13 protein-coding genes are annotated in these 22,064 nt (G+C 64.6%); 7 read left to right on the forward strand and 6 right to left on the reverse strand.

Annotated elements, in window-relative coordinates; all coding sequences use genetic code 11:
* Positions 1 to 175: 175 nt before the first annotated feature.
* A complete protein-coding gene (locus tag H6718_01645) occupies positions 176 to 1,138 on the forward strand; it encodes a phosphotransferase (GenBank protein MCB9584067.1) in 963 nt (320 codons plus the stop codon).
* Here the strand turns inward: H6718_01645 and H6718_01650 are convergent.
* The 3 genes from H6718_01650 to H6718_01660 form a co-directional block, all read right to left on the reverse strand.
* Complete coding sequence (locus H6718_01650; GenBank protein ID MCB9584068.1) at positions 1,122 to 3,605, reverse strand: hypothetical protein; 2,484 nt, start codon at positions 3,603 to 3,605, stop codon at positions 1,122 to 1,124. The genes H6718_01645 and H6718_01650 overlap by 17 nt on opposite strands.
* Before the next feature lie 102 nt (positions 3,606 to 3,707).
* Positions 3,708 to 4,091 (reverse strand): hypothetical protein, encoded by a 384-nt coding sequence (locus tag H6718_01655; protein ID MCB9584069.1) that lies wholly within the window; start codon positions 4,089 to 4,091, stop codon positions 3,708 to 3,710.
* A 103-nt stretch (positions 4,092 to 4,194) separates the two neighbouring features.
* Positions 4,195 to 6,426: a M13 family metallopeptidase gene (locus H6718_01660; protein MCB9584070.1), complete on the reverse strand. Its 2,232-nt coding sequence runs from the start codon at positions 6,424 to 6,426 to the stop codon at positions 4,195 to 4,197.
* A 129-nt stretch (positions 6,427 to 6,555) separates the two neighbouring features.
* Between H6718_01660 and H6718_01665 the strand changes: the two genes are divergently transcribed.
* On the forward strand, positions 6,556 to 6,840 hold the full coding sequence (locus H6718_01665; GenBank protein ID MCB9584071.1) for a hypothetical protein: 285 nt from the start codon (positions 6,556 to 6,558) through the stop codon (positions 6,838 to 6,840).
* 79 nt (positions 6,841 to 6,919) lie between these two features.
* The gene (locus H6718_01670) at positions 6,920 to 7,690 is read left to right on the forward strand and encodes a hypothetical protein (GenBank protein ID MCB9584072.1); all 771 of its coding nucleotides are present in this window, start codon (positions 6,920 to 6,922) and stop codon (positions 7,688 to 7,690) included.
* An 88-nt stretch (positions 7,691 to 7,778) separates the two neighbouring features.
* Here H6718_01670 and H6718_01675 read toward each other — a convergent pair whose 3' ends face one another.
* Both H6718_01675 and H6718_01680 read right to left on the reverse strand, forming a co-directional pair.
* Complete coding sequence (locus tag H6718_01675; protein MCB9584073.1) at positions 7,779 to 9,035, reverse strand: PQQ-dependent sugar dehydrogenase; 1,257 nt, start codon at positions 9,033 to 9,035, stop codon at positions 7,779 to 7,781.
* Positions 9,036 to 9,151: 116 nt separating this feature from the next.
* On the reverse strand, positions 9,152 to 9,814 hold the full coding sequence (locus H6718_01680) for an outer membrane beta-barrel protein (GenBank protein ID MCB9584074.1): 663 nt from the start codon (positions 9,812 to 9,814) through the stop codon (positions 9,152 to 9,154).
* 596 nt (positions 9,815 to 10,410) lie between these two features.
* On the opposite strand from H6718_01680, the gene H6718_01685 reads away from it, so the two are divergent.
* Positions 10,411 to 11,772 carry a hypothetical protein gene (locus tag H6718_01685; protein ID MCB9584075.1) on the forward strand — a complete coding sequence of 454 codons (1,362 nt, stop codon included), beginning with the start codon at positions 10,411 to 10,413 and terminating at the stop codon, positions 11,770 to 11,772.
* A gap of 12 nt (positions 11,773 to 11,784) precedes the next feature.
* Here H6718_01685 and H6718_01690 read toward each other — a convergent pair whose 3' ends face one another.
* On the reverse strand, positions 11,785 to 12,567 hold the full coding sequence (locus tag H6718_01690; protein MCB9584076.1) for a hypothetical protein: 783 nt from the start codon (positions 12,565 to 12,567) through the stop codon (positions 11,785 to 11,787).
* Between the two features lie 185 nt (positions 12,568 to 12,752).
* Here H6718_01690 and recC point away from each other — a divergent pair, with 185 nt between their 5' ends.
* Genes recC through recD form a run of 3 tightly spaced genes read left to right on the forward strand, consistent with a single transcriptional unit; the run spans position 12,753 to position 21,993 of the window.
* A complete protein-coding gene (gene recC / locus H6718_01695; protein ID MCB9584077.1) occupies positions 12,753 to 16,223 on the forward strand; it encodes an exodeoxyribonuclease V subunit gamma in 3,471 nt (1,156 codons plus the stop codon).
* Entirely contained in the window at positions 16,223 to 20,008 is a 3,786-nt protein-coding gene (gene recB / locus H6718_01700; protein ID MCB9584078.1) for an exodeoxyribonuclease V subunit beta, read from the forward strand. The genes recC and recB overlap by 1 nt, the downstream gene beginning before the upstream one ends.
* Positions 20,008 to 21,993: an exodeoxyribonuclease V subunit alpha gene (gene recD, locus H6718_01705; GenBank protein ID MCB9584079.1), complete on the forward strand. Its 1,986-nt coding sequence runs from the start codon at positions 20,008 to 20,010 to the stop codon at positions 21,991 to 21,993. The genes recB and recD overlap by 1 nt, the downstream gene beginning before the upstream one ends.
* Positions 21,994 to 22,064 lie beyond the last annotated feature (71 nt).

Below are 22,064 nucleotides of genomic sequence, written 5' to 3' on the forward strand. Positions count from 1 at the left end.
CGTCGCCGCCGCTTTGCCTATACTGCGATGCGAGGTGGCTCGGGGCTGCCTCCTCCGCTGAGAGCCGTAGCGCACCCCGAGTTCGCCGCAGTGGCGAATGGATCGTCATCTCACGGAGTGTTCTTGGAAGAACCTCGGGTCCCGTCGAGCGGAGCGGACCGACCTGGAGGCTCCTATGAACGAACCCGTAGTGATTGCGCGAGAACTGCTCGCGAGCATCGGCGTAGCCGCCGCTCAACCCGAGCTGACCCCGATGCATGGCGGACGCTCCGGCGCCCTGACCTTCCGTGTGGAAGTCGGCTCCCAGGCGTACGCGCTAAGGATTCAGCCTGAAGAGCGCTTCACGAAGCACTTTTCTCAGCTGGCAGAGCTGCAAAGCTTGGCTGGGGAGGCAGGAGTCGCTCCCGCCGTGCTGGCAGTGGACGACCGGCGTCGCGCCATGCTCTCAGAGCATATCCCCACGGAACCTTTGATTGGAACTCTACGCTCGAGCCGGGGGCTCGAGCTGCTCAGTCGCATTGGGCAGCAGCTTGGGATCCTGCACGAGCTGACACCGCCTCAGTCCCTCGCGGATCGCTGTCCCACGGTGCGCACGCGCGAGTTGTTGCAGGAGCTATGCTCGGACGGTCCAGAGTTCGTGAGGCGAGCGGCTGTCAGCGTCACCTCCTTGGAACCGGGCCCCAAGAAGGCCGTCTGCCACCTCGACCTGAACCCGACCAATATCCTGTTCGACGGCGAAGGTGTGCGCTTCGTCGACTGGGAGACGGCAGGCATCAGCGACCCAGCTTTCGACCTAGCAACAGTGATCAACCTCCTGATGCTCGACTCGGCGTCCCGAGGGGCGTTGCTCCGCGGATACGCGCGCAGCACCACACCGCCGACGGAGGCGCGGCTCGAAGCGGCACGGCGCCACGTGTACCTGGGCTACGGAGCTGAGTTCTTGCGCCTGGCCGGAGCCCCCGCCCCTGACTGGAAGAGCGAGGAGCTACCGGCGTTGGCGGAGGCTTACGGGGAGATCGCCCTCGGCAAGCTAGACATGGCTACCCAGCATGGTCAGTGGCGCCTCGGCGCAGCGTACCTCGGCGAGTTGTTTCGCATGGGCCGTGAGCCTCTGGGCAACCTCAGCGGAGTTCGTTAATCGTTCCGCTGGGGCAGCCCTGGGTCTTGCTCCGGATATCCATGCGGACAATCAAGCGATCCGTGGTGTTGCAAGGCGCGCACTGCACATCGGTCGACTTGAGTAGGCACGCCTTCTGGTTCTTGCTGCGCAATCCGGGGACGACGTCACGCATCACCAGATCCGCAGCGACTTCCATGGCGACATGGCGCTCGTCGTTCTTGAGCTGCGTGGTGCACTTGTAGTCTCGGTCCACTCGACCTGTAGCTCCGCCCGACTTGCTGCGCAGGCTGCATGCCTTCGCGACGTCGCTCACCCGCGAATACGGTGACATCTCCACGGTACCTTGCAGGAACGAGTAGAGCGGTACCGAGCGACTGAACTTCTCTCCCCAGCCCCAGTTCGCGTCCACCATCCACTCTACAGAACCGGCGCTCACCCATTTTTTTCCGCTCGGATCCCAGCGCCGCGGTGTGACGCTACGGATCCCGAAGCCGACGGGATAGTGATTGTGCATGCCGATGGCGATGGGCTGGCGCCGCGTGCGCAGCGTGTGCAGCACCTTGCTGGTCCCCGCGCTCGTGCTGACCAAGAGTCCATCGTAGTCCGCAATGACTCGCCCAGGCACGCGGCCCCAGAAGTACTGGTTCGACTGCGCCATGATCGACGGATGCGTGAAGCGTTCGCCGTTGGGCGCACAACCGGACACCCCCCAGTCGTTCATGGCATCGCGGATTTCCACGGTCATGTTCTTCACGCCGCGATCGTTGAACTCCGGTGCGAGCGCGTTCACCGCGAAGCGCCCGCGGCCGCCCTGACTGAGATAGCTGCGATCGAAGGGTCGATACTTCGAGACCCCTTGAGAACCCGCGTAGTCGACATAGCCGATCAACATGGCCCAAGCGGTGGCGCCACAGCCGCTCGCGCAGGGTGAGCGATTGGGCGAGGTATTGCCGTCGATCTGCTCGTACTTGCGCTGGTAGCTCCACGCGGTGGCTTCATCCTTCAGATCGGCGAAGTAGACCGGGGGCGCCGGCGGATTGCACGCCACCTGGAAACGCTCCCATGTCGACGCGACGTCACGGTCTACGGTCACCACGTCGCCGCCGCCATTCTTTGCGGAAACGTACTTCCCATTGCTACTGCGCAGCGCAAACGTCCCGCCAGGCTGGGAGACCAGCTTGAACCAACCGAAGGAGCCAATGTCACGCAATATCAACGAGCTGCCCCCCCCAGCAACAGCCGACACGTAGCGGTTCGCCGGGCCAGCCCGCAACGCGATGGTGCCGTCGGATTTCTGGGTGAGGTCAAACGTCTCCCAAACCCCGACCTTGTCTGCTCGCGCGTCGATTTCGCCTTTGCGTTCCAGCGCGCGCAGGTAATTGCCCTTCACCGACGTGCGCAACGCCACCGTCTTGCACGACGCGGGGAGCAACGCCTTGCCTTTGCTCGGAGCACCGAGCACCGGGGCGATCGCGAAACCCAGTAGCTCCCGCTCTCCGCTGCCGTAGCTCAGGGTGATCTTCACATCACCCACTCCGCTCTCCGGAGCGCTCAACGTGCGCACCCGCAGCCACTCCTCCCCCGCAGGCCCGCTCTCTCGCGTGACCTCGACGCGATCCGCATCAGTACCGGCGACCTCGAAGGTCGCCTTCCCACGCTGCAGCACCTGAATCCGCGCGGCATCGTCCACGTGCAGTTCTTGGGCCGTGCGCCCCACTTGGCGCTCGCTCTGCCAGAACGGCGCCGCGTTGCGCTCGACGATGGCTTGCTCCAGACGGCTCTGTCCGCCCATGACCCGCTTGTAGTCTTCCCAGGAAGCAAACGGACGCATGCTGAGTCCCGCGAGAGCACTCGGCTTGTGCACCACCGGCGCTTCGCCCCCTTGAACCACACTTGAACCGTGGCGAGCGCTCTCTGGCAGGTCGATCGCCGAGGCGTCCACGCCCTCCATGCGTTCGGGCAGCGAACCCAGACGAGCCACCTCGCGCCCCTCGGCGTTCTCTGCAACGAAGACGAAGGGCGCGGGCGCCCAGATGCGCGCGACGCTTTCGCCGCTCACCGAGGCCATGCGGGCCAGCTGAACACTCGGCGCCTCACCGCCACGTGCCGCTCCGACCACGGGAAAGTCGTGTTCCCCCGTGGAAACAAGGATATAGCCGAGCGCTTCTCCGCCAGCGCCCTCGACCGGCACCTCCCAGTACGCGGCGCCCTGCACCCCCGGACGCAGCATCGAGGTCGCTCGGCCCGCCAAGTGAGCGTCGAACCAATTGGAGTCCGATGTCAGCCGAATCGCCTCGAAGTAGCGCGCCGCGCGACGGTGCAGCTCGAGGGGGACCCGCGCGATCGGCTGCGCCTCCAGCCCAGCTGGTGTCAGCGCCTGCACCTCGACGGTCGGGGCTGCCGCAGCCTCCGACCCGTGTGGCATCGCGCACGTCGCGACGCCAAGCCCAATCAGCCACCGTGTTTCCCAACTCCCAATTGCCATGCTCAGCCTCCGGCTGCACGCGGGACTGTCCCACGGCTGGGAGCATGAGCGAGGCGCGCGTGGCGAACTTGAGCGCTGCCTCAGCAGATCTTGAAGAAGCCCTTACCAGTACTCGTTGTCCTCGTTGTAGACGGCTTCGACGTCGGCGCTTCCGTCGGGCTTCACGGTGACCGTATTGTCCTTTTCCGGCTGGATCTTCACCGGCGTCTGCTTGCCGTTGCTCTCCAAGGTCACGTTTCCGTAGCTGTCGAAGCCGAGCTTCTCGAACTCCGTGGTGGTGTTGGGAGCGACCGATCCGTACTCGACTTGGTCCTCTCCGCTCATCAGCTTCACGTTGATGGGTTCACTCCCGCCGTTCTTGATCGCGGCGCGAGTGTTCACCCCACAACCTACGAGACACACCGCAGCGAGCAGCGCGCTCAGCATCAGGCGGGTACGCGGGGTTTGGGGGTGAGGAGCGTGGTTCGTCAGGCCGTGCTGTTTCATCAACGCGGCTGATTGGCCCAGCACTTACAAACGTCAAGGGCACGCGGCAAGGCGTGCCCTTGGAGGGAAAGCGTGGGCGGCCGAAGCGCGCCGCTGCTTGAGACTACCAGACCGAGCAGCGGTTCTCCGGGTTCATCGGAGTACCCGACTTGCACTCGAAGGCTTGCGCGAACTCCGGCAAGTTCGAGAGCGGCCCGTTGACGCGATAGCGCGGCGCCGAGTGCGGATCGTTCACCACCTGCATGCGCGCCGCTTCCTCGCGGTACTTCGCGCACCAGATCTGGCCGTTGGAGATGAAGAACTGCTGGTCCTCGGTGAAGCCGTCCGCTTGGACGTGCTCCGGGGCATCTTTGCGCAGCGAGCGATAGGCCGCAAACGCCAGCTTCAGGCCACCCATGTCGGCGATGTTCTCGCCCAGGGTGAGCTTGCCGTTGATCTTCACACCGGGCAGCACCTCGTAGCTCGAGTACTGCTCGGCCACGCAGGCGGTCTTGCCCTTGAAGGTCTTCTCCACCGGTGGCTCCCACCAGTTCTTCAGGTTGCCGTCCTTGTCGAACTGCGAACCCTCGTCGTCGAAGCCGTGCGTCAGCTCGTGTCCGACCACCATGCCCATGGCCCCCAGGTTGACCGGCACCGCAGCCTTCACGTCGTAGAACGGCGGCTGCAGGATTCCAGCGGGAAACACCATGTGGTTCTTGTTCGGGTGATAGTACGCGTTCACCGTGGGCGGGCTCATCTCCCAGCGCTCGCGATCCACCGGCTTACCCAGCTGAGAGAGATCATCCTTCAGCTTCCACTTCTCCGCACCGAGTACGTTGGCCGCAAACTCCTTGCCAACGGTGAAGTCGTAGCTCTTCCACTTGCTCGGGTAGCCGATCAGGTAGGCCATCGCCTTCAGCTTCTGCTTGGCGCGTTGGCGCGTCGTCGCGTCCATCCAGTCGAGGTTGTCGACCTCCTTGTCGAAGGCAGCAGCGATCGCGTGGACGTAGCTCTCTGCAGCGGACTTGCTCTCCCCACCGAAGTGCTCAGCGACGAAGGGCTGCGCTAGCGCCTCACCCAGCGCGTCGTCGGTGAAGGCCACGCAGCGCTTCCAGCGCGCCTCGATCTCTTCTTGACCTGTGAGCAGCTTGTTCAGCTTGAAGTTCTCGTCGACGAACGCCTTGCTCAAGGTAGGCGCCATGTTGTGGAGCACCTGCCAGGTCAGGTAGTTCTTCCACTGCGCCGGCTTGAACTTCGGGAGGATGTCATTCACTCCCGCGAAGAACTCCTTGCTGGTGATGCTGATGTCCTTGAGCTCCGGGGCCCCGATGGCCGCGAAGTAGCTCTTCCAGTCGAAGCGCGGCAGCGTCTTCTCGACGCCCTCGAGGTCGACCTTGTTGTAGAGCTTCTTTGGGTCGCGCCGCTCCACCTTGGTCTTGGAGACTTCTGCCAGGGCGGTCTCGATCTTCAACACGTCCTTCGCGGCCGCCTTGGCGGCGGGCGCCTTCATGCCCCCAAGCTCGAGCATGCGCGCGACGTGAGCTTCGTAGTCGGCGAGCAGCTTCTTCTTCTTCTCGAGCGCCTCCAGGGCCTCCTTGGTCGGAGGCGCTGCCTTCGCCTCGCTCGGGTGCTTCGCCGGGTCACTCGTGTGCTTGGGCAGCGCAGCAGGCTCCAGAATGTAGTAGTCGCGGTCCGGTAGGCCGAGACCGTTCTGATCCATGAAGCCGATCATCTTGGTGGCGTCGGCGAAATCTTGCTGCGCGGAAATATCGAAGAGGGCCCAGATGCGGTGCTCGTGCAGCTTGGTCACCGCGGCGATCAAGCTTTTTTGATCGCGGACGCCCTGGATCTGCTTGAGCAGCGGCTGCAGAGGCTTGGTGCCCTCCCCCTCGATGGCCTTCTCGTCCATGCAGGCTGCGTAGTAGGAGCCGAGGGCCTTCTTCACCGGCTCGGCGTCGGTCGCCTTGCCTGCCTCCTCGAGGATGCGCCGCAGCTCCTTCTCATTCTCCTCGTGGATCACCGAGAAGGAGCGCACCCAGCGCGCCTTGTCCGAGGGGATCTGTGTGTTCTTGATCCAGCCGCCGCAGGCGAAGCTGTAGAAGTCCGTACAGGGGTCGACGCTCTTGTCCATCGCCGCAGCGTCCAGGCCCACTTCCGCGAGGGAACGCTGGACCGTCGGCTTGCCCGGGGGCTCTGGGGGGACCGGGGGCGCCGTGTCAGGCGGCGCCTCAGTGGCAGCTCCACCGCCACAGGCGACGAAGCAACCCGCAACGAGCGCACCAGCGAGGGGCGCACGCACCAGGTGAGCGAAAGAGCGGACGGGGTTCTGTCGAGGGTCTTGCTTGGGGTAGGACATTGGCGCCGGGGACACTACCAAAGAAGCCCGGAGCGCCAAACGCCGGGAACCCGGTAAGTTTGCCAAAAGGCAGAAGGCACAACGGATCTCGCGCTTTGCGCCAGCGGTCCCTTGCTAGAGTCAGCGGCTATGTCAGCCACCCGTGTTGGTCCCGGCTCTGCCCTGGGTGCCGCCCTGCTGTTGGTCCTGGTGAGCCTTGCTTGCAAGTCCAAGCAAGCCTGTGACGACCACGCCCTGCCCGGTGGGCCAAGCCTGCGTGAGTGGCGCCTGCGTAGCGGCGACACCAGTGACGCCGCTAGCGCCCGCGACCCCACCCAGTCCGACCCAGGCAGGCAACGGCGCGGCTCCCGGTTTAGTGCGAGGCCGCTCGACCAGCGCGGGCGACCCATCTCTATTTCCGTATGGCTATTTTGATGTCAGCGGACGAGGCGCAAAGAACGACTTCTGCCAGGTGGTGCGCTCCACGCGCACCTTACAGTGCGACACGGGCAGCATGACCTTCCAGTCGAGCGCGAACTTGGACCTCGGCTACAACCGCACTGGGCGCATGGAGGACGCTAACGGCGACGGAAAGGAAGACTTCTGTCGCTGCGTTGGGGACTCACCCAATGTCCACTACGCGTGCCTGATCTCAAACGGGAACTCCTTCGCCAGCGATCAATTCGGCCTCAAGCCACCGGGGCGTACCAACTGCGACTTCTTGAACGCCCAGGCGGCACCCGCCGCGACGCTACCTCCCGCGCCGCCGCCCGTTGCTGCCGCACCCACCGACGATTGCGGCGGCAAGTGCGCAAAGTTCGAGGGCACGCGCTGCGTTAGCGGCTCCTGCATGCTCGGTCCGAACGAACTTTGGGTGGTCGCCCCGATCGCCGTCCGGGTCTACGAAGGCCGGTCTTGCGGCGGACGCTGCAACACCAGCATCTGTCTGTCGGACACGAACGGCCAGGATAAGCACTGCACCCCGAACTTCGCGTTCGAAAAAGGTAGCAAAGGCGTGAGCGACAACCGGGGCCGCTACCGTCTAGGGGTCTTCCCGGGCAACTCGGGCGGCAAGATCGTCAGCACCGAACAGCTATTGAGGGATGGCATCCAGGTGGAGTTCGTGGACGGCACGCGCTTGGTGGAGCGCTTTCCCCGAGTCGCGCGCTTCGACGGCATCTCGGCGGGAGATCTGCTGTTCAAGGGAGGCCTCGTGCTGCGCCTGCAGGGGAACCTGTTCTACTCGATCACGGTTTCGATCAAGCACCACATCGAAGGCGACTAGGCGGGCGCTCCTCCCCCAAAAATCCTCACGGAATTCTAGAGGCGGGCGAGTTTTGCCGCGAACTACCACGACAGGACTCTACCAGGGGCTAGTGCTTGGCTTCGAATCGGTAGATGTCTCCGCGGCTGTAGTCTGCCAGGTAGATCTCGCCTTTGGCGTCCTGACCAAAGGTGCTGATCAAGTAGGGCCATTGGCCCAAGCTCTGTAGCGGCAGCATGGGCTCGCCGGGGTCGAGTTCCTTCGGCAAGGCGACGGACCAGACGCGGCCGTCCACGAAGTCGCCGAATACGTAGTGGCCAGCGAGCTCCGGGAGCTTCTGTCCGTGGTAGACGAAGCCGCCAGTGATGCTCTTGCCGAGCTCGTGATTGTACTCGGTGATCGGATCGACGAGGCCGGCGGTGGTGCAGTCGTCGTCGCTGGCAAAGCAGTGACGCCCCTCCCGAGTGTTCCACCCGAGATTGTCGCCGGCGCGCACGTAGTCGACCTCTTCCCAGGTGTTCTGTCCGACATCGGCGACCAGCGCGCGCCCTTGGGGGTCGAAGCTGAAGCGCCAGGGGTTTCTGAGGCCGTAGGCCCAAATCTCCGGGCGAGCGTCGCTCTGGCTGAGGAACGGGTTGTCCTTGGGGACCGCGTATTCCTTGCCCTCGTCCTTGTGGTCGACGTCGATGCGCAGGAGCTTCCCGAGCAGCGTCTTGAGGCTTTGACCGTTACCGTGGGGATCATTCTTGAAGCCGCCATCTCCGGTGGCAACGTAGAGGTAACCGTCCGGCCCAAACGCTAGCTGACCCCCATCGTGGTTCTCATAGGGTTGCTCGAAATCGAGCAACACTCGGGTCTCCTTGGCGGGTCGCTTGCCAAGCTCCGCGACGGGTAAATGCCACTCGGAAACGATGGTGCGGAGCTCGCCGGCCTTGGGGTTGTAGTTGAGGTAGAACAGCCCGTTCTCCCCGTACTTGGGATGAAACGCCAATCCCAGGAGGCCCAGCTCGGAGTTGGTTCGCACCTCCAGCTTGACCACCAGCGGCGCTTTCTCCGCATCGATTGCCTCACCGGACTCGGGCACCTCGACGTAGCGAGCAGTGCCCCCCTTCTCCAGGAACACCGCGTGGTCCGCCTGGCCAGGCACGAACTGGATGTCCGTCGGCTCCGACAGACCCGTCACGACTTGCACCAGTTGAACGCCCGACGCCGCGCGACTTGCCGCTCCGGCGGAGTCCACGCTCGGCGGCGAATACCCCGTATCGAAGGCCCGCACCAAGCCGCGGCGGATGGTTCGCCCTCCAAAGGTCAGACCGAGCGCAATCAGCGCGAGGGCACCGAGGGCGATCCAGTAGCGGCGCTTCATGCCATCTCATATCGCGCTTCTGGGGACGCGTGGCTACGGCACACGACAAAAAAAGAGCGGCGGCGCGCCACACCCGGGTGACTCGCCGCCGAAAGGTCTACTCGAAGGACTCGGACTCAGAAGCCGAAGGAGCCCTTCACGCCGAGCGTCAGCCACTGGTGCATGGCGGTCTCCTCGATGTCGGCGTCTTTGCCCGCCGAGTCGGTCGTCTTCGAGTACTGGCCCAGCGCGAACGACACGTAGGGTCCGACACCGATGCCATCCGCGACCTGGAAGTCAGCCCCACCGTTGAGCGAGATGAACTCGAGGCCGCTCAGGCTGAAGTCTTGGGACTGACCACCGGCTTCGCGACTCATCGAGATGTCTTCGAAACCAAATCCGAGTCCGAACCAGGGGTCCAGATTTTCCCCACGGGAAAGGTGATACTGCGCCTGGATACCGTAGCGCAGCTGGTTCGCGCTGCAGTCCACGCCCGAGGGGCACGCATCGTCCGCGACGCTCAAGACCGCATAGCCGAAGTAGGCCCCCAGCATGATCTCGGGCGTCACGAAGTAGCCGGCGTCGAGCTGCAATGCTGGAAAGGCACTCGACACGGTGTCGGAGAGCTTGAACTCCGTCGTCTGTCCAGCCACGGTGACGTCATCCTGCACCTTGCCCATGGGGATACCGTACCCAGCGCGCAGGCCGAGGCTGATCGGCTTGTCTTGCGCCATGGCGGTGGAAGAGAACAGGCCAAGCAGAGTTGCAGCGCCAGCGGCGCTCACGAGCAGCTTCTTCATACTAGCTCCTTTGGGGTGGCGGATGACGCAGCACCCATCTTAGATATTCAAATCAATCGTTCAGGCCTGGCGCTGCTTAGGGGATCGAGGTTTGGGTCAAGCAGGCCAGGTCAAGCAGCTCGGCAGTGTTGCCGATGTGACTCCACATACGGCGCGCCCTGGATTTCCCTCCCTGATATCGGGCCCGATTTCCTGACATTGGACTCCGCTGCGCACCCCCATTCGCAGAGCGTCAGAAAAAGCAAAGTCATCCTCGGTTTCCGTGAGCGAAAACCAGTCCAAGCACCGTCTAAGCGGCCTCGAACAGCGGCCGCAGCGCTCGAGGTCGCTTTCCTGAGTCGCGAGAACACGAATTTCCGCACAGATTCGCCAGTAGGTCAGGTTCGCTTCCCAGCGCCGAGCCTCCACCAACCAGACGGGCGTTTGGCGGTTCCGCGGTGATCCGACCTGCAGCAAAGTGCGGCTCGGCCCGCCGCAGCGGGCCCTCTCCAGCACCGAAGCGGCGCTTTCGCCAGGCTGGGCGCTGCTAACCAGCTGCTTGGCGGGCCGTGGCTGGCGCCGGGGCCGCGGATCTGCTTTACCGGAGTCGCCCCCCCATGCTGAAACACTTACAGAAGCGGCTCGGGAGCCCTCTGGGCCTCTTGAGCATCTCCGCTTTGATTATTGCTGGGATCGCCTTGGTTCGACCCGGTGTGGCGAAAAAGCCCGTTACCAAAGAAGCCCCGGAGGTGGTGGCCGAGGCGCCCCGCGCCGAACCGGTCAAGCTGGCTCAGCTGAAAGCCGAGCCGCTGAACGACCAGCTGCGCCTCAAGGGCTTCCACGAGTGCAACCCCCACGACCCGATAGGGCTCGGGCCGTACGCGGCGTACCGCAAGCTGCGCATGGGACAGATCGCCATTCCGCAGAAAGGCGGGCACACCAACGACTTCGGCTACGACGTGCTGATCCACTTCCACGGCCACGAACCGATTCGCAAGACCCTGGTTCAGGTGGCTCACGGCATCACCTACGTGGGCGTCGATCGCGGGACCGGCAGCGGCCCATACACCAAAGCGTTCGAAGATCCTGAGCGCTTCCCGCGGCTGCTCAGGTCGATCCAAAAGAACCTTCAGGCGTACTCCAACGACCCGCGCGCCCACATCCGACACCTGGCCATTTCCGCATGGAGCGCAGGCTACGGAGCGGTGAATCGGATCTTGAAGCACAGTGCGGACAAGGTGGACGCGGTCGTGCTGCTGGATGGACTCCATGGCGGCTGGAAGCCCGGCGCCGCGCACCATTCAAAGCCGAGCGACGTCGATCCAGCGTTCATTCAACCCATCTTCGACTACGCCAAGAACGCGAAGGCTGGGCGCGGGATCTTCTACCTCACCCACTCCCAAGTCGAACCCGAGGGCGGCTACCCATCCGTTCGCCTGACGACCGCGCTCTTGCTCGAGCAGCTTGGGCTCAGCCTCGAAAAGCGCGATGCAGGCGACTCAGAGTTTGGTTTGTTGGGGGAGGTGCACTCCGGCAACCTGCACGTGCTGTCCTACGCCGGACACCGTGAATACGCCCATTGCTCGCACATCTCCCACATCACCGAGGCGCTCTACCTCCTCGAATCCACGTGGAAAACTCCTCCCTTCGACCGCTCCGTCGAGAACACACCGGCCCCGAAGCTTGGCACCCCTCAAGCGGAGACCGACGACGAAGACAGCGACGACTCCTCTGACGATTCAGCTGACGAGGTTGACGAGCCCACACCGGACGCCGAGGAAGCACCAGCGGGCGAGGCAGCCCCTCAAGACCCCGAGGCTGCCGAAGCGAAGCCCAGCGCCCCGACCGCGCCAAGCGGTTCACCGACCAGCAAGCCGAGCGGCGCTACACCAACGCCAGACAAGCCGAGCGCGCCGGCCCCGACCCCAACGGCGAAGCCAGCCCAGCCTCAGCAGCCGGCGGAACAACCCGCGCCCTGACGCCGCCGCCCGCTACTCGTCCTTCAGATTCTGCGCGAGGTACTCGACCTCTTCTTTGGCGAGCATCGCGCTAACCTTGAAGTGCTGGCGATAGAGGTCGACGGCACGCGCCTTCTCCCCAGCGCGCAGCAGCGCGACTACCTGAGCCTTCGGGTCGCCTGAAGGAGGCGCGGCGCCAACAGGTGCTGCAGTTGGCAGCGAGGCGCTGGTTGGCAGACCGACCGGGGCAGAACCGCCGGGCGTCGTCGGTACCGCAGAGCTGGGACTCCCCGAAATGGGCGCCCCGGGCACGGCCGGCGGAGGCCCTTGAGGCGGCCCAAAGCCGGCTTGAGGTCCTGGTGCAGCTTGATTTCCTGACGGTGCCGGAGCACCGGCCGGCGGGCCCCAGCCAGCTGGGGGCGACGGAGCACCGGCCGCTGGCGGACCCCACCCCGCAGGCGGCGCAGCCGCTGTTCCCTGCGGATTCGGCTGTGCACCCGTTGGCTGGGAGGCAACCTGAGCCGTGATGGCCGGCGCAAACTGGGTTGGCCCCGTCGCGTCGGCCCCCGCCGCAGGAGCGCCGCTCAGCTGCCCGGCGCGCGCACGCACTTGGTCGAGGATGGGTGGCGGGATCTGTTGCCACGCCGAGGGGACGGCAGCCCGCCCCTGTTGGAGCAAAGCCTGGAGCGGCTGAGCTTCCTCCGTCGGAGGAATTCCAGGCCCGCTATCCCAAATCCACACCAAGCGGTCCCCACGGATCTCCACCGCATACTGGTAAGGCAGCTCAGCCACCCGCCAGGTCCAACGATCAGGCATGGGCGGAACGATAGCCTCCCTCTCCAGGAGCCGAATACTGAACACTTTTTCCGTGTTATTGTTCGTCCTACCTGGGCTTTCCTCCCACAGTAGTTTAAGCGCCTTGCTCGTGCCGAGCGGAACCCGCCACGGTCCTTCGGAGCCGCACGGCGTCTGTCCCTCCCCCCCAACCCTGCCTGACCCCTATGCCCCGGCGCCTGTTCGTCTATCGCAGCAATCACGCGGAGCAGCTCGCGAAGAGCCTCGCGGAGGTGCTGCGGGTGCCTGTCGCGGATCCGATGCGCGCGGAGCGGGTGGTGGTTCAGGGCCGCGGGATGGCGACGTGGCTCAGTCAGCAGCTCGCCCTCGAGCTGGGCGTCTTCACGAACGGTGAGTTCCTTTACCCACGGAACTTCGTTTCACAAATCTATGCGGAAACGTTCTCCCGACCAGATCTCTCGAGCCACTCTCGCGAGGGACTGTTTTGGGGGCTGTACTCGAGCCTGGCGACGTTGCCCGCAGAGTTCGCGGGACTCGAGCCGAGCCCGGATCGTGAAGCTCTAGAGAGCGTCCTCGGCTACCTCGCGGGCGGCGCGCTGGACCTCAAGACCCAGCAGCTCGCCGCGCGAGTGACTCGCGCCTTCGATGGTTACTTGGTTTTCCGCCCGGAACTAATAGCCGCATGGGAAGCGGGGAAAAGCGGAGACCTGCCGCCGCGACTCGAGAGCTCCGCTGCCTGGCAGGCCGCGCTGTGGCGGCGATTGCCAGAAGCGCTGCGAAAGCACCACCTAGCTTACCTCGAGCGTGACTTCGATCAGCGCGTCCGAGAGCTTGCAGAGCTCCCTGCAGACGTCGCCGCTAGTCAGCACCAGCTGCCGGAACGCGTGTGCTTGTTCGGTCTCTCGAGCCTACCCCCGCTCTACCTGAGGAGCGTCGCGCGCCTGGCCGACTTGATCGACGTGCACTTGTTCGTGCTCTCGCCTTCGCGAGGCTGGTTCGCGGATCAAGCTGCCCCTCGCCAGCGGGCGAAGCTCATCGAGCAGGGGCAAGCACTCGAAGAGCCCCACGAGTTACTCGCGGCTCTTGGCGTCGCGGGTGCGCACTTCCAGCAGCTGCTCGAAGAACTCGGGGCTGGCTATCAAGAGCCCCTCGAGCTGTATCGCGACCCGACCGAGGGGAAGGCGGAGCCCAACCTGCTGGCAAGGGTACAGAAGAGCCTGCTGGAGCTAGACGATGCCCTCGAGCCAAGCCTCCCGACGAGCGACCAGTCCATCGCCGTGCACTCGTGTCATGGCCCAATGCGAGAAGTCGAGGTCCTACACGATCTGCTGCTCGACCTACTCGAGAGCGATCCGACGCTTGCCCCCCAGGACATCATCGTCATGGCGCCCGATATCGAGCGCTACGCTCCGCTCATCGAAGCGGTCTTCGATCGACCTCAAGCGGATCGAACCGCCAGCAGTGACTCCGCGCGGCAACAGAGTGCAGCGTCACGCAAGGAGCGCCGCGGCGGGATCCCGTATCGAATCGCCGACCGGTCCGTACGCCACGACGCACCCGTGCTCGAAGGGCTATTTCGGGTGTTGTCGCTGGTGGGTGGACGTCACAGCGCGAGCCAGCTCCTCGACTTGCTGAACCTCGCGCCGATCGCGGAGCGCTTTCAAATCCAAGTCGCCGAACTCGACTCGATCGCCGAGTGGGTGCGCGAGACGGGGATCCGTTGGGCGATCGACGAACAGGATCGCGTCAGGCATGGCCAACCGGAGATCCGCCAGAACACCTGGCGCTTCGGCCTGGACCGCTTGCTCGTCGGCTACGCTCTGCCCGGCCAAGACCGGCGACGCTTTCACGGTTGCCTCCCCTACGACGAGGTCGAGGGTCAGGCTGCGGAGCTCGCTGGGAAGCTCGCGTCGTTCGCCGAGACGCTGTTCAAGAGCTTGGACACTCTGGATCAGTCGAAGAGCCTCGCGGAGTGGCAGGCTGCGCTCGCGCGGGTGGTGGGACTCTTGTTCGCAACGGAAGGCGACTACGCGTGGCAGCACCAGCGAGTGCTGAGTGCCCTCGAGCAGATCCGCAGCGCCGCTGAGAGCGTGGGCTTCGGCTCCAAGATCGGCCTCAAGGTCTTGATGCCCTTGCTCGCTGAGCAACTGGACGAGTCGCAACCTGCCAAGAGCTTCCTCACCGGCGGCGTGACGTTCTGCGCGATGGTTCCCATGCGCTCCATCCCTTTCCGCGTGGTCTGCTTGATGGGCATGGACGAAGATGCGTTTCCGCGGAGAGATAGCCAGGTTGACTTCGACTTGGCCAGCGCCTTGCCACGGCCCGGCGATCGTTCGCGGAGCCAGGACGACCGCTATCTCTTCCTCGAGGCGCTGCTCTCCACCCGAGATAGGCTGATCATCACGTACAACGGCCAGAGCATTCACGACAACTCCAAGCGTCCGCCGAGCGTCGCGGTGGAGGAGCTACTCGACCATCTGGAGCGACAGCTCAGCCCTGCGTCACCGCAAGTCGAAGTCGACCTCGCCGAGAACGAGCCTGCGCTCGACGTTCGCCAGCGGCTGATCACGGAGCACCCGCTGCAACCCTTCAGTCGCCGCTACTTCGACGGTCAGGAGCCAAGCCTGTTCAGCTTCCGCCAAGAGCTGTGTCGAGGAGCCGCCACGGCGCGCAGCAGCCGTCACCAGCCAACGCCCATTTTCGAGGGTCGCCTGCCGAGCTTGGAAGGCCCCCCGCGCTTCGGTCTACGCGACCTGTTGCTCTTCGTATCGGCGCCCCAGCAGTACCTCTTCGAGCGCCGGCTCGGCTTGTTCCTTCGGGAGGAAAGCGCGGAGCTCCTCGACCGAGAGCCGATCGAGCTTTCTGCGCTGGAGAAGTACTCCGTAGGCAACGTCTTGCTTCAGCTCGGCCTCGAAGGTGTGGACGACGACGAGAGCCTGATGGTGCTCCGCGCGAGCGGAAAGTTGCCGTTCGGCACCAGCGGTTCGGTCACTCGCGACGTGCTCCAAGCGGAGACGGACGCGATGAAACAGGCCCTACTCGGTGCCATGGCTGGCCACCCAGCCCAGAGCCATCATGTTTCCCTACGGATGCCATGCGGCGTTCAGCTAGAAGGCAACCTGGACGACGTGTACGGCGGGCGGATGATCCGCGCAAACTTCATGCGGCCGCGACCCAAGCGCCAGCTGCGCGCCTGGGCAGAGCACCTGATTTGGTGCGCCCACGTGGAACAACGCGCCAGCGCGCCGGATAGCTCACGCCTGAAGAAGCCGAGCCAGCTGCCGCGGGAGGTCGCGAGGTCGTACGTGTTTTTGCGCCCGCAGCCGGGCAAGTCCCGCATCACGCGCTACGAGCTGCGAGCACCGGAGGACGCGACTCGCGAGCTTGACGTACTGTGTCGGCTCCTGCTCCTCGGGCTAGACGAGCCGCTCTATTTTTTCCCTGAGGCATCGCGCGCATTCGTCGACGCGCTGGAGAGCGGAAAGGAACACCCCCACGCGGTGGCGAGCGCGGCGCTCGCCGACGACACTCGCTTCGATCCTTACGCGAGTCGCGTCGTCGGGAACAGCAGCGACGTCCGGGCTCTACCGCCCATTCCCGACACGCGGGCTCCGGGTTTTGACGAGCTCGCACAGACGATTTGGCAGCCCCTCTTGGCGCACCTGGAGGAGACCTAGTGCGCCCCTTCGACGCCAGCACGATCGAGCTCGCAGGTTTCAACTTGGTGGAAGCCAGCGCGGGCACCGGTAAGACTCACGCCATCACCAGCCTGGTGACTCGTCTGGTGTGCGAGCGGGGCCTGGGTATTGAACGCATTTTGGTGGTTACGTTCACCGAAGCGGCAGCGGCGGAGCTACGAGATCGCGTCCGAGCCAGGCTTAGCCATCTGCTAAGGGGGCTGGAGGTCGGCCGAACGCGCCTCGATCAAGCGGACACCGCATTGCTCGCGCGCCTGCGCTCTGTGCTGCCGGACGACGCGCTGAAGCCGCGGCTCGAGCTCGCCTTAGGGCGCTTCGACGAGGCGGCGATCTCGACCATCCACGGGTTCTGCCACCGCTGCCTCACGGAAATCGCGTTCGAGAGCGGCGGTCTGTTCGAGTCGGAACTCGTGCCGGACTTGAGCGTGTTGCGTGACGAGGTCGTGCGGGACTACTGGACCCTGGAGACCCACGCCGCCCCGGCAGAGTTTCTCCAGCAACTCGCCGCGCACAAGCTCGACTTGAAGGCCTGCCAGCGCCTGGCCGACCGCGTCGTCTCGAACCCGGAACTCCTGGTGTTGCCTCGAGCTGAGCAAGCGCCGATGCCTAACCGCAAGGCGCTCGAGCGTGCGGTGGACCGCGCGCGAGACGTCTACGACCGGGCAGAGCTCGATCGCATCCTGCGCCGAAAGGGCGTGAACCAAGTGAAGCTCAAGCTGCTCTTCGTCGATCAGCTACTCGACGATCTCGAGGATTTCTTGGGGGTGAGGGAGCGCCGGGGCGCCCTCGCTGACACGCTGCCAGAGCGCTCGATACACCTGGCCCAGTCGCGCTTCCCGATGAACAAAGGCCAACCGATACCGCGTCACGCGTTCTTCGAGCGCTGGGAGACGGTGGTCGAGGAACACGAGGCCCTTACCGAGGCGTGGCGAGGGCGCCTGGCGGCGTTCGTCACTGGGCTCGTCGAATACGCACGCCGGGAGATCCCGAAACGTAAGCTCGAGCGAGGGCTGATTTCCTTCGACGACCTCTTGCAGCAGCTGGACGCCGCGCTCATCAGCTCGCGCGGACCTCAACTAGCAGACCGCATTCGGCGTCGTTTCCCCGCGGCACTCATCGACGAGTTCCAGGACACGGACAGCATCCAATGGCGGATCTTTCAGCGGCTCTACGTCGAGCCGCTGTCTGCTTCTCCTGGCTCCGCTGCTCCGAGCGCTGCTTCGCCGAATCTCCCGGTAAACGCAGACAGCGTGGGGCCGCTGTTCGTGATCGGGGACCCCAAGCAGGCCATCTATAGCTTTCGCGGTGCAGACCTCGGCGTCTATCTGCGGGCCGCGCGGGGCACGGCGAGCGAGCGCCAGTACACCATGGGCACGAACTGGCGCACAGACCCGGCGCTACTCGAGGCGCTGAACGGTCTGTACGATGCCGAGCGACTGCATGTGCCCTTCTTGGTCTCGGGCATCGCGTTTCCCCACATCGCTCCGAAGCCTGGCGCGACTGAGCGCCTCGCGACGATCGAGGGTGAGCCCCAAGGCGGCCTTAGCTTGGCGTTCGTCGACGCCGAGCTGAGTCAAGAGCTGGGGATCGCTGAGCTATGTGCGCGTGAGGTGCGCCACACGCTTGCGTCAGGTTTACACATCCTCGAGCAACCGCTGAGCGCTGGAGACATTGCGGTACTGACGCGCACCAACGCTCAAGCCTTCGAGGTGCAGCACGCGTTGAACGGCCACGGGATCCCAAGCGTCGTGCTCGGCGATCAAAGCGTCTTTTTGTCGGTGGAGGCGCGCGAGCTTGGGCAACTGCTCAGCGCCGTCGCGGAGCCGACCCAAGTTCGGGCGCTGAAGGCTGCACTGACCACGGAGTTGATTGGGGTCAGCGCAAACGCCTTGGACGCGCTGGAGCGCGATGATCGGGAGTGGGACCTCTGGACCGCCCGCTTCCGCACCTGGAACCAGCTGTGGATGCAGCGCGGATTCGTGCAGATGATCCAGCGAGTGCTGGCGGAGCTTGGAAGCTTCGAACACCTGCTCGCGTTGACCGATGGCGAGCGGCGCCTCACCAATGTGCTCCACCTGATCGAGCTGATCCATGCGGCAGCGCGCGGTCTTCACCTTGGCCCGGCTGGCATCCTCGCGTGGCTCAGCGTTCAGCGACTCGACAACAGTCAGCGTGTGGAGAACGTCCAGGTGCGGTTGGAGAGTGACGAGCGCGCGGTCAAAATCACCACGGTGCACAAGAGCAAGGGCCTCGAGTATCCAGTCGTCTTCTGCCCGTATGCGCACGCGGGCTCTGGACTCCACCCCGATGACAGCCGCCAGCCCGTCTTTCACGACGACGAGGGGAAGTTGACGCTGTCGCTCCTGTTCGAGAACGACAGCAAGCACCCACACAAGCAGCGGGCAGTGAACGAGAGCCTCGAGGAGGCATTGCGCTTGCTGTACGTCGCGCTGACGCGCGCGAAGCACATGACCCACGTGTTCTGGGGCCCGATTGGGCACAAGCACCAGAGACCCTACGCCTACTCCGCGCTAGGCTATCTGCTGCACCCGCCAGATCAGGGACGCATGGCGTGTGACGTGGATCGCCTCAAGGCCCACTTCAAGGACAAGTCCGCGGATGACCTACTACGCGAAGTCGCCGATCTGGCGAGTCGCATCCCCGGCCTCACACTACGTCGACTCGATGGGTCCATGCCCGGGACGCCGGTCCTCGGCGGCGCTCGGGAACACGCACTCAGCGCTCGCGCCCGGGAGCGCAGCATCGACCAATATTTCCGCACGGCTAGTTTCTCCGGTCTCGCTGCCCAAGCAGAGAAGCTCGAACTGGATCCGGATGAAGGTCGTGACCGCGACCAAGGTGGAGATCTGAGCGACGCCGAGGCAGACTTCTTGACGCCACAGCTGGAGCTCGTCCCATTTCCACGCGGTTCCAAGGCGGGCAACTTCTTTCACGATGTACTCGAGCACCACGACTTTACGCGGGACGAGGCCGCGCTAAAGGAGCTGGTGAAGCGCAAGCTCGCAACCCATGGTTACCCGACGGATCTGAGTGACGGCGCGACGAGCGGTATTCAGCGCGCCCTCGTCACGCCCCTGTTTCGCGTACCTGAGGGGCGAAGCCGCGCACCGTCCCCGAGCGCGGAGGCAGGTCCCGACGTCGATCTATGTCTCGCGGCGCTCAGCCGTCGAGACCGCCTAGACGAGCTCGAGTTCCACTTTCCCGTGGCGATGACCCCCGGCGCCGAACGCCTGCACTCCCAGCACCTCGCGGCGGTGTTTCGAGATCACCCGAGCGCAGCGCTCGCGCCGAGCTACGCCGACCGCATTCAGCAGCTTGGGTTCGCCCCACTCACGGGCTTTCTGAAGGGCTACGTCGACCTGATCTTCCGCAGCCCGAACTCCACAGCGGAGGGGACACGGCGCTTCTACTTGGTGGACTACAAGACGAACTTCCTGGGGGACGCCGCAGTCCATTACGGTGCTCGCCGCTTGCAGGAGGCGATGAGTCACGGGCACTACTACCTGCAGTATCATCTGTATACGCTGGCGCTGCACCGCTACCTGTCGTCACGCATGCCGGGCTATCGCTACGACGTAGATTTTGGTGGAGTGCTGTATCTTTTTCTGCGCGGAATGGCGCCTGAGCTGGGCAACCTGAGCGGCGTCTTCTTCGAGAAGCCACCGGAGAGCCGTATCCAAGCCTTGTCGAATGTGATGGACGGCTTGGGTGGCCCGGGGCCCGCACTGGAGGCGAGTTCCTGATGGCGAGATCTCTACCCGAGGCGCTGCTCGGGCTGCACTCCGCTGGCGTCTTGGGGGCGCTCGACGTGGAATTCGCGCGGGTGCTGGATCGCATCCAACCGAGCAACGCGCACGTCTTGCTGGGGGCGGCGCTCGCCAGCCGCGCGGTACAGCGAGGGCATGTTTGCTTGGACCTGCGAGGGCTGGACAAGCGGGTGCTCCTCGACGACGACGAGCAGCCAGTCGAGGTCGAGCTACCCCCGCTGCAGGGTTGGTTGCGTGAACTCGGCCAGAGTCCCCTCGTTGCTACGCCAGCAACCTGCCTCGAACCGTTGCCTGCAGATCACCGGCCCCTGGTCCTCGATGCTCGAGGTCGCTTGTATCTTTGGCGCTACTACGACTATCAGACGCGCCTCGCAGCGGACCTCCTCGAACGGCTGGGTCGGGATGTGATCGTCGAGGAGCAGCGACTCGGAGAGAGCTTGACGCGGCTCTTCGCTGGCAGCACAGAGGACCCCGATCTACAGCGCGTCGCTGCTTTGGTGTCCGCGAGCTCGGCGTTCTCGGTGATCAGCGGCGGACCAGGCACCGGCAAGACCACGACGGTGGTACGCATCCTGGCTACGCTCGTCGAACAGTCCCAGGCCCTCGGCAAGGATCCTCCGCGGATCTTGCTGTTGGCACCCACGGGGAAGGCAGCGCAACGCCTCGCGGAAGCCATCACCGAACAGAAGGCGAAGCTCGCGTGCGACGCTTGGGTAGCCGAATCAATCCCCACGGAATCGCTGACGATCCACCGAGCGCTGGGCTACCAGCCGCACTCCCCCACCCGCTTCCGCTACGGCGCGAGCGAGCCTCTATCCGCAGACTGCGTGCTGGTCGACGAGAGCAGCATGGTCGATCTGGCCTTGCTAGCCAAGTTGGTCGAAGCAGTGCCAAAGCACGCGCAGCTGATCTTGATCGGCGACAAAGATCAGCTCTCTAGCGTTGAGACCGGCGCGATCCTCGGAGATGTCTTCAACCCCTCCACGCTGAATGGCTACTCCCCGGCCCTGGTGAGCCGCATCGCGAGGCTCAGCGGGGATCGCCTGGCAAAGCCGAAGAAAGCGCGCGGCATCCCTGAAGGGCGAGCAGCCCTCGCAGACTGCATGGTGCATCTGACAAAGAGCTATCGCTACTCGAGTCAGGGTGGCATCGGCGCGCTCGCCCGAGCCATCAACGCCGGTGATGGACGCGCTGCCTGGGATAGTTGCCACGGCTCGGCAGGTGCCGCGTTCATCGCTGGCGACCCAGACGAGTTGGAGCCCAAGCTCGGCGCGCTCGCCGTCCAAGGCTTTCGCGCCTACCTCGAAGCAACCGACCCGGGGCTCAAGCTCGACCGGTTGGCGCGGTTTCGTTTGCTGACCGCACACCGCCGCGGCCGCTTGGGCGTCGAACAACTCAACCAGACGTGCGAACGTGCGCTCGCAGAAGCGGGGCTGATCCGGCTGTTTTCTGGCTTTGAACAGCGAGCCAACTGGTATCCGGGGCAGCCGATCATGGTGACTCAAAACGACTATCAGCTGGGGCTCTTCAACGGTGACGTCGGTGTGGTCACGCGGGGAGAGGATGGGCGGCTCCGGGCGTGGTTCCTGAGCCCTGCGGCGCCTGGTGAGGCACCCAGCTTGCGAGGCATCCTTCCAGCGCGACTGCCTCCTCACGAGACGGTGTACGCCATGACCGTCCACAAGAGTCAGGGCTCTGAGTTCGAAGAAGTAGCGTTGGTCCTCCCCCCCAAACCCTCACCCATTCTGACACGGGAGTTGATCTACACCGCGGTCACGCGCGCGAAACGTCAGGTCACCCTCCTGGGGCAACGGGCGGTGCTCGAAGCCGGCGTAGCAGCGCGTATCCGGCGAGCTTCGGGCCTGTCCGAGATGCTTTGGGGGTTCGAGCTCCCGGAGGACGGCGGGGTGTCGCTCCCCACGGCGGCGCGGCGCGCAGAGCAGCTCAAGCTCCCTTTCTAGTGTCCTGTCTCCGTAGTTCGCAGCAGAACTCTTGAGACGAGGAAACGCTGTGGTGACTTGTTCAGCGAATC

The organism is Polyangiaceae bacterium, assembly GCA_020633205.1.
Lineage (GTDB): Bacteria > Myxococcota_A > Polyangia > Polyangiales > Polyangiaceae > JAHBVY01.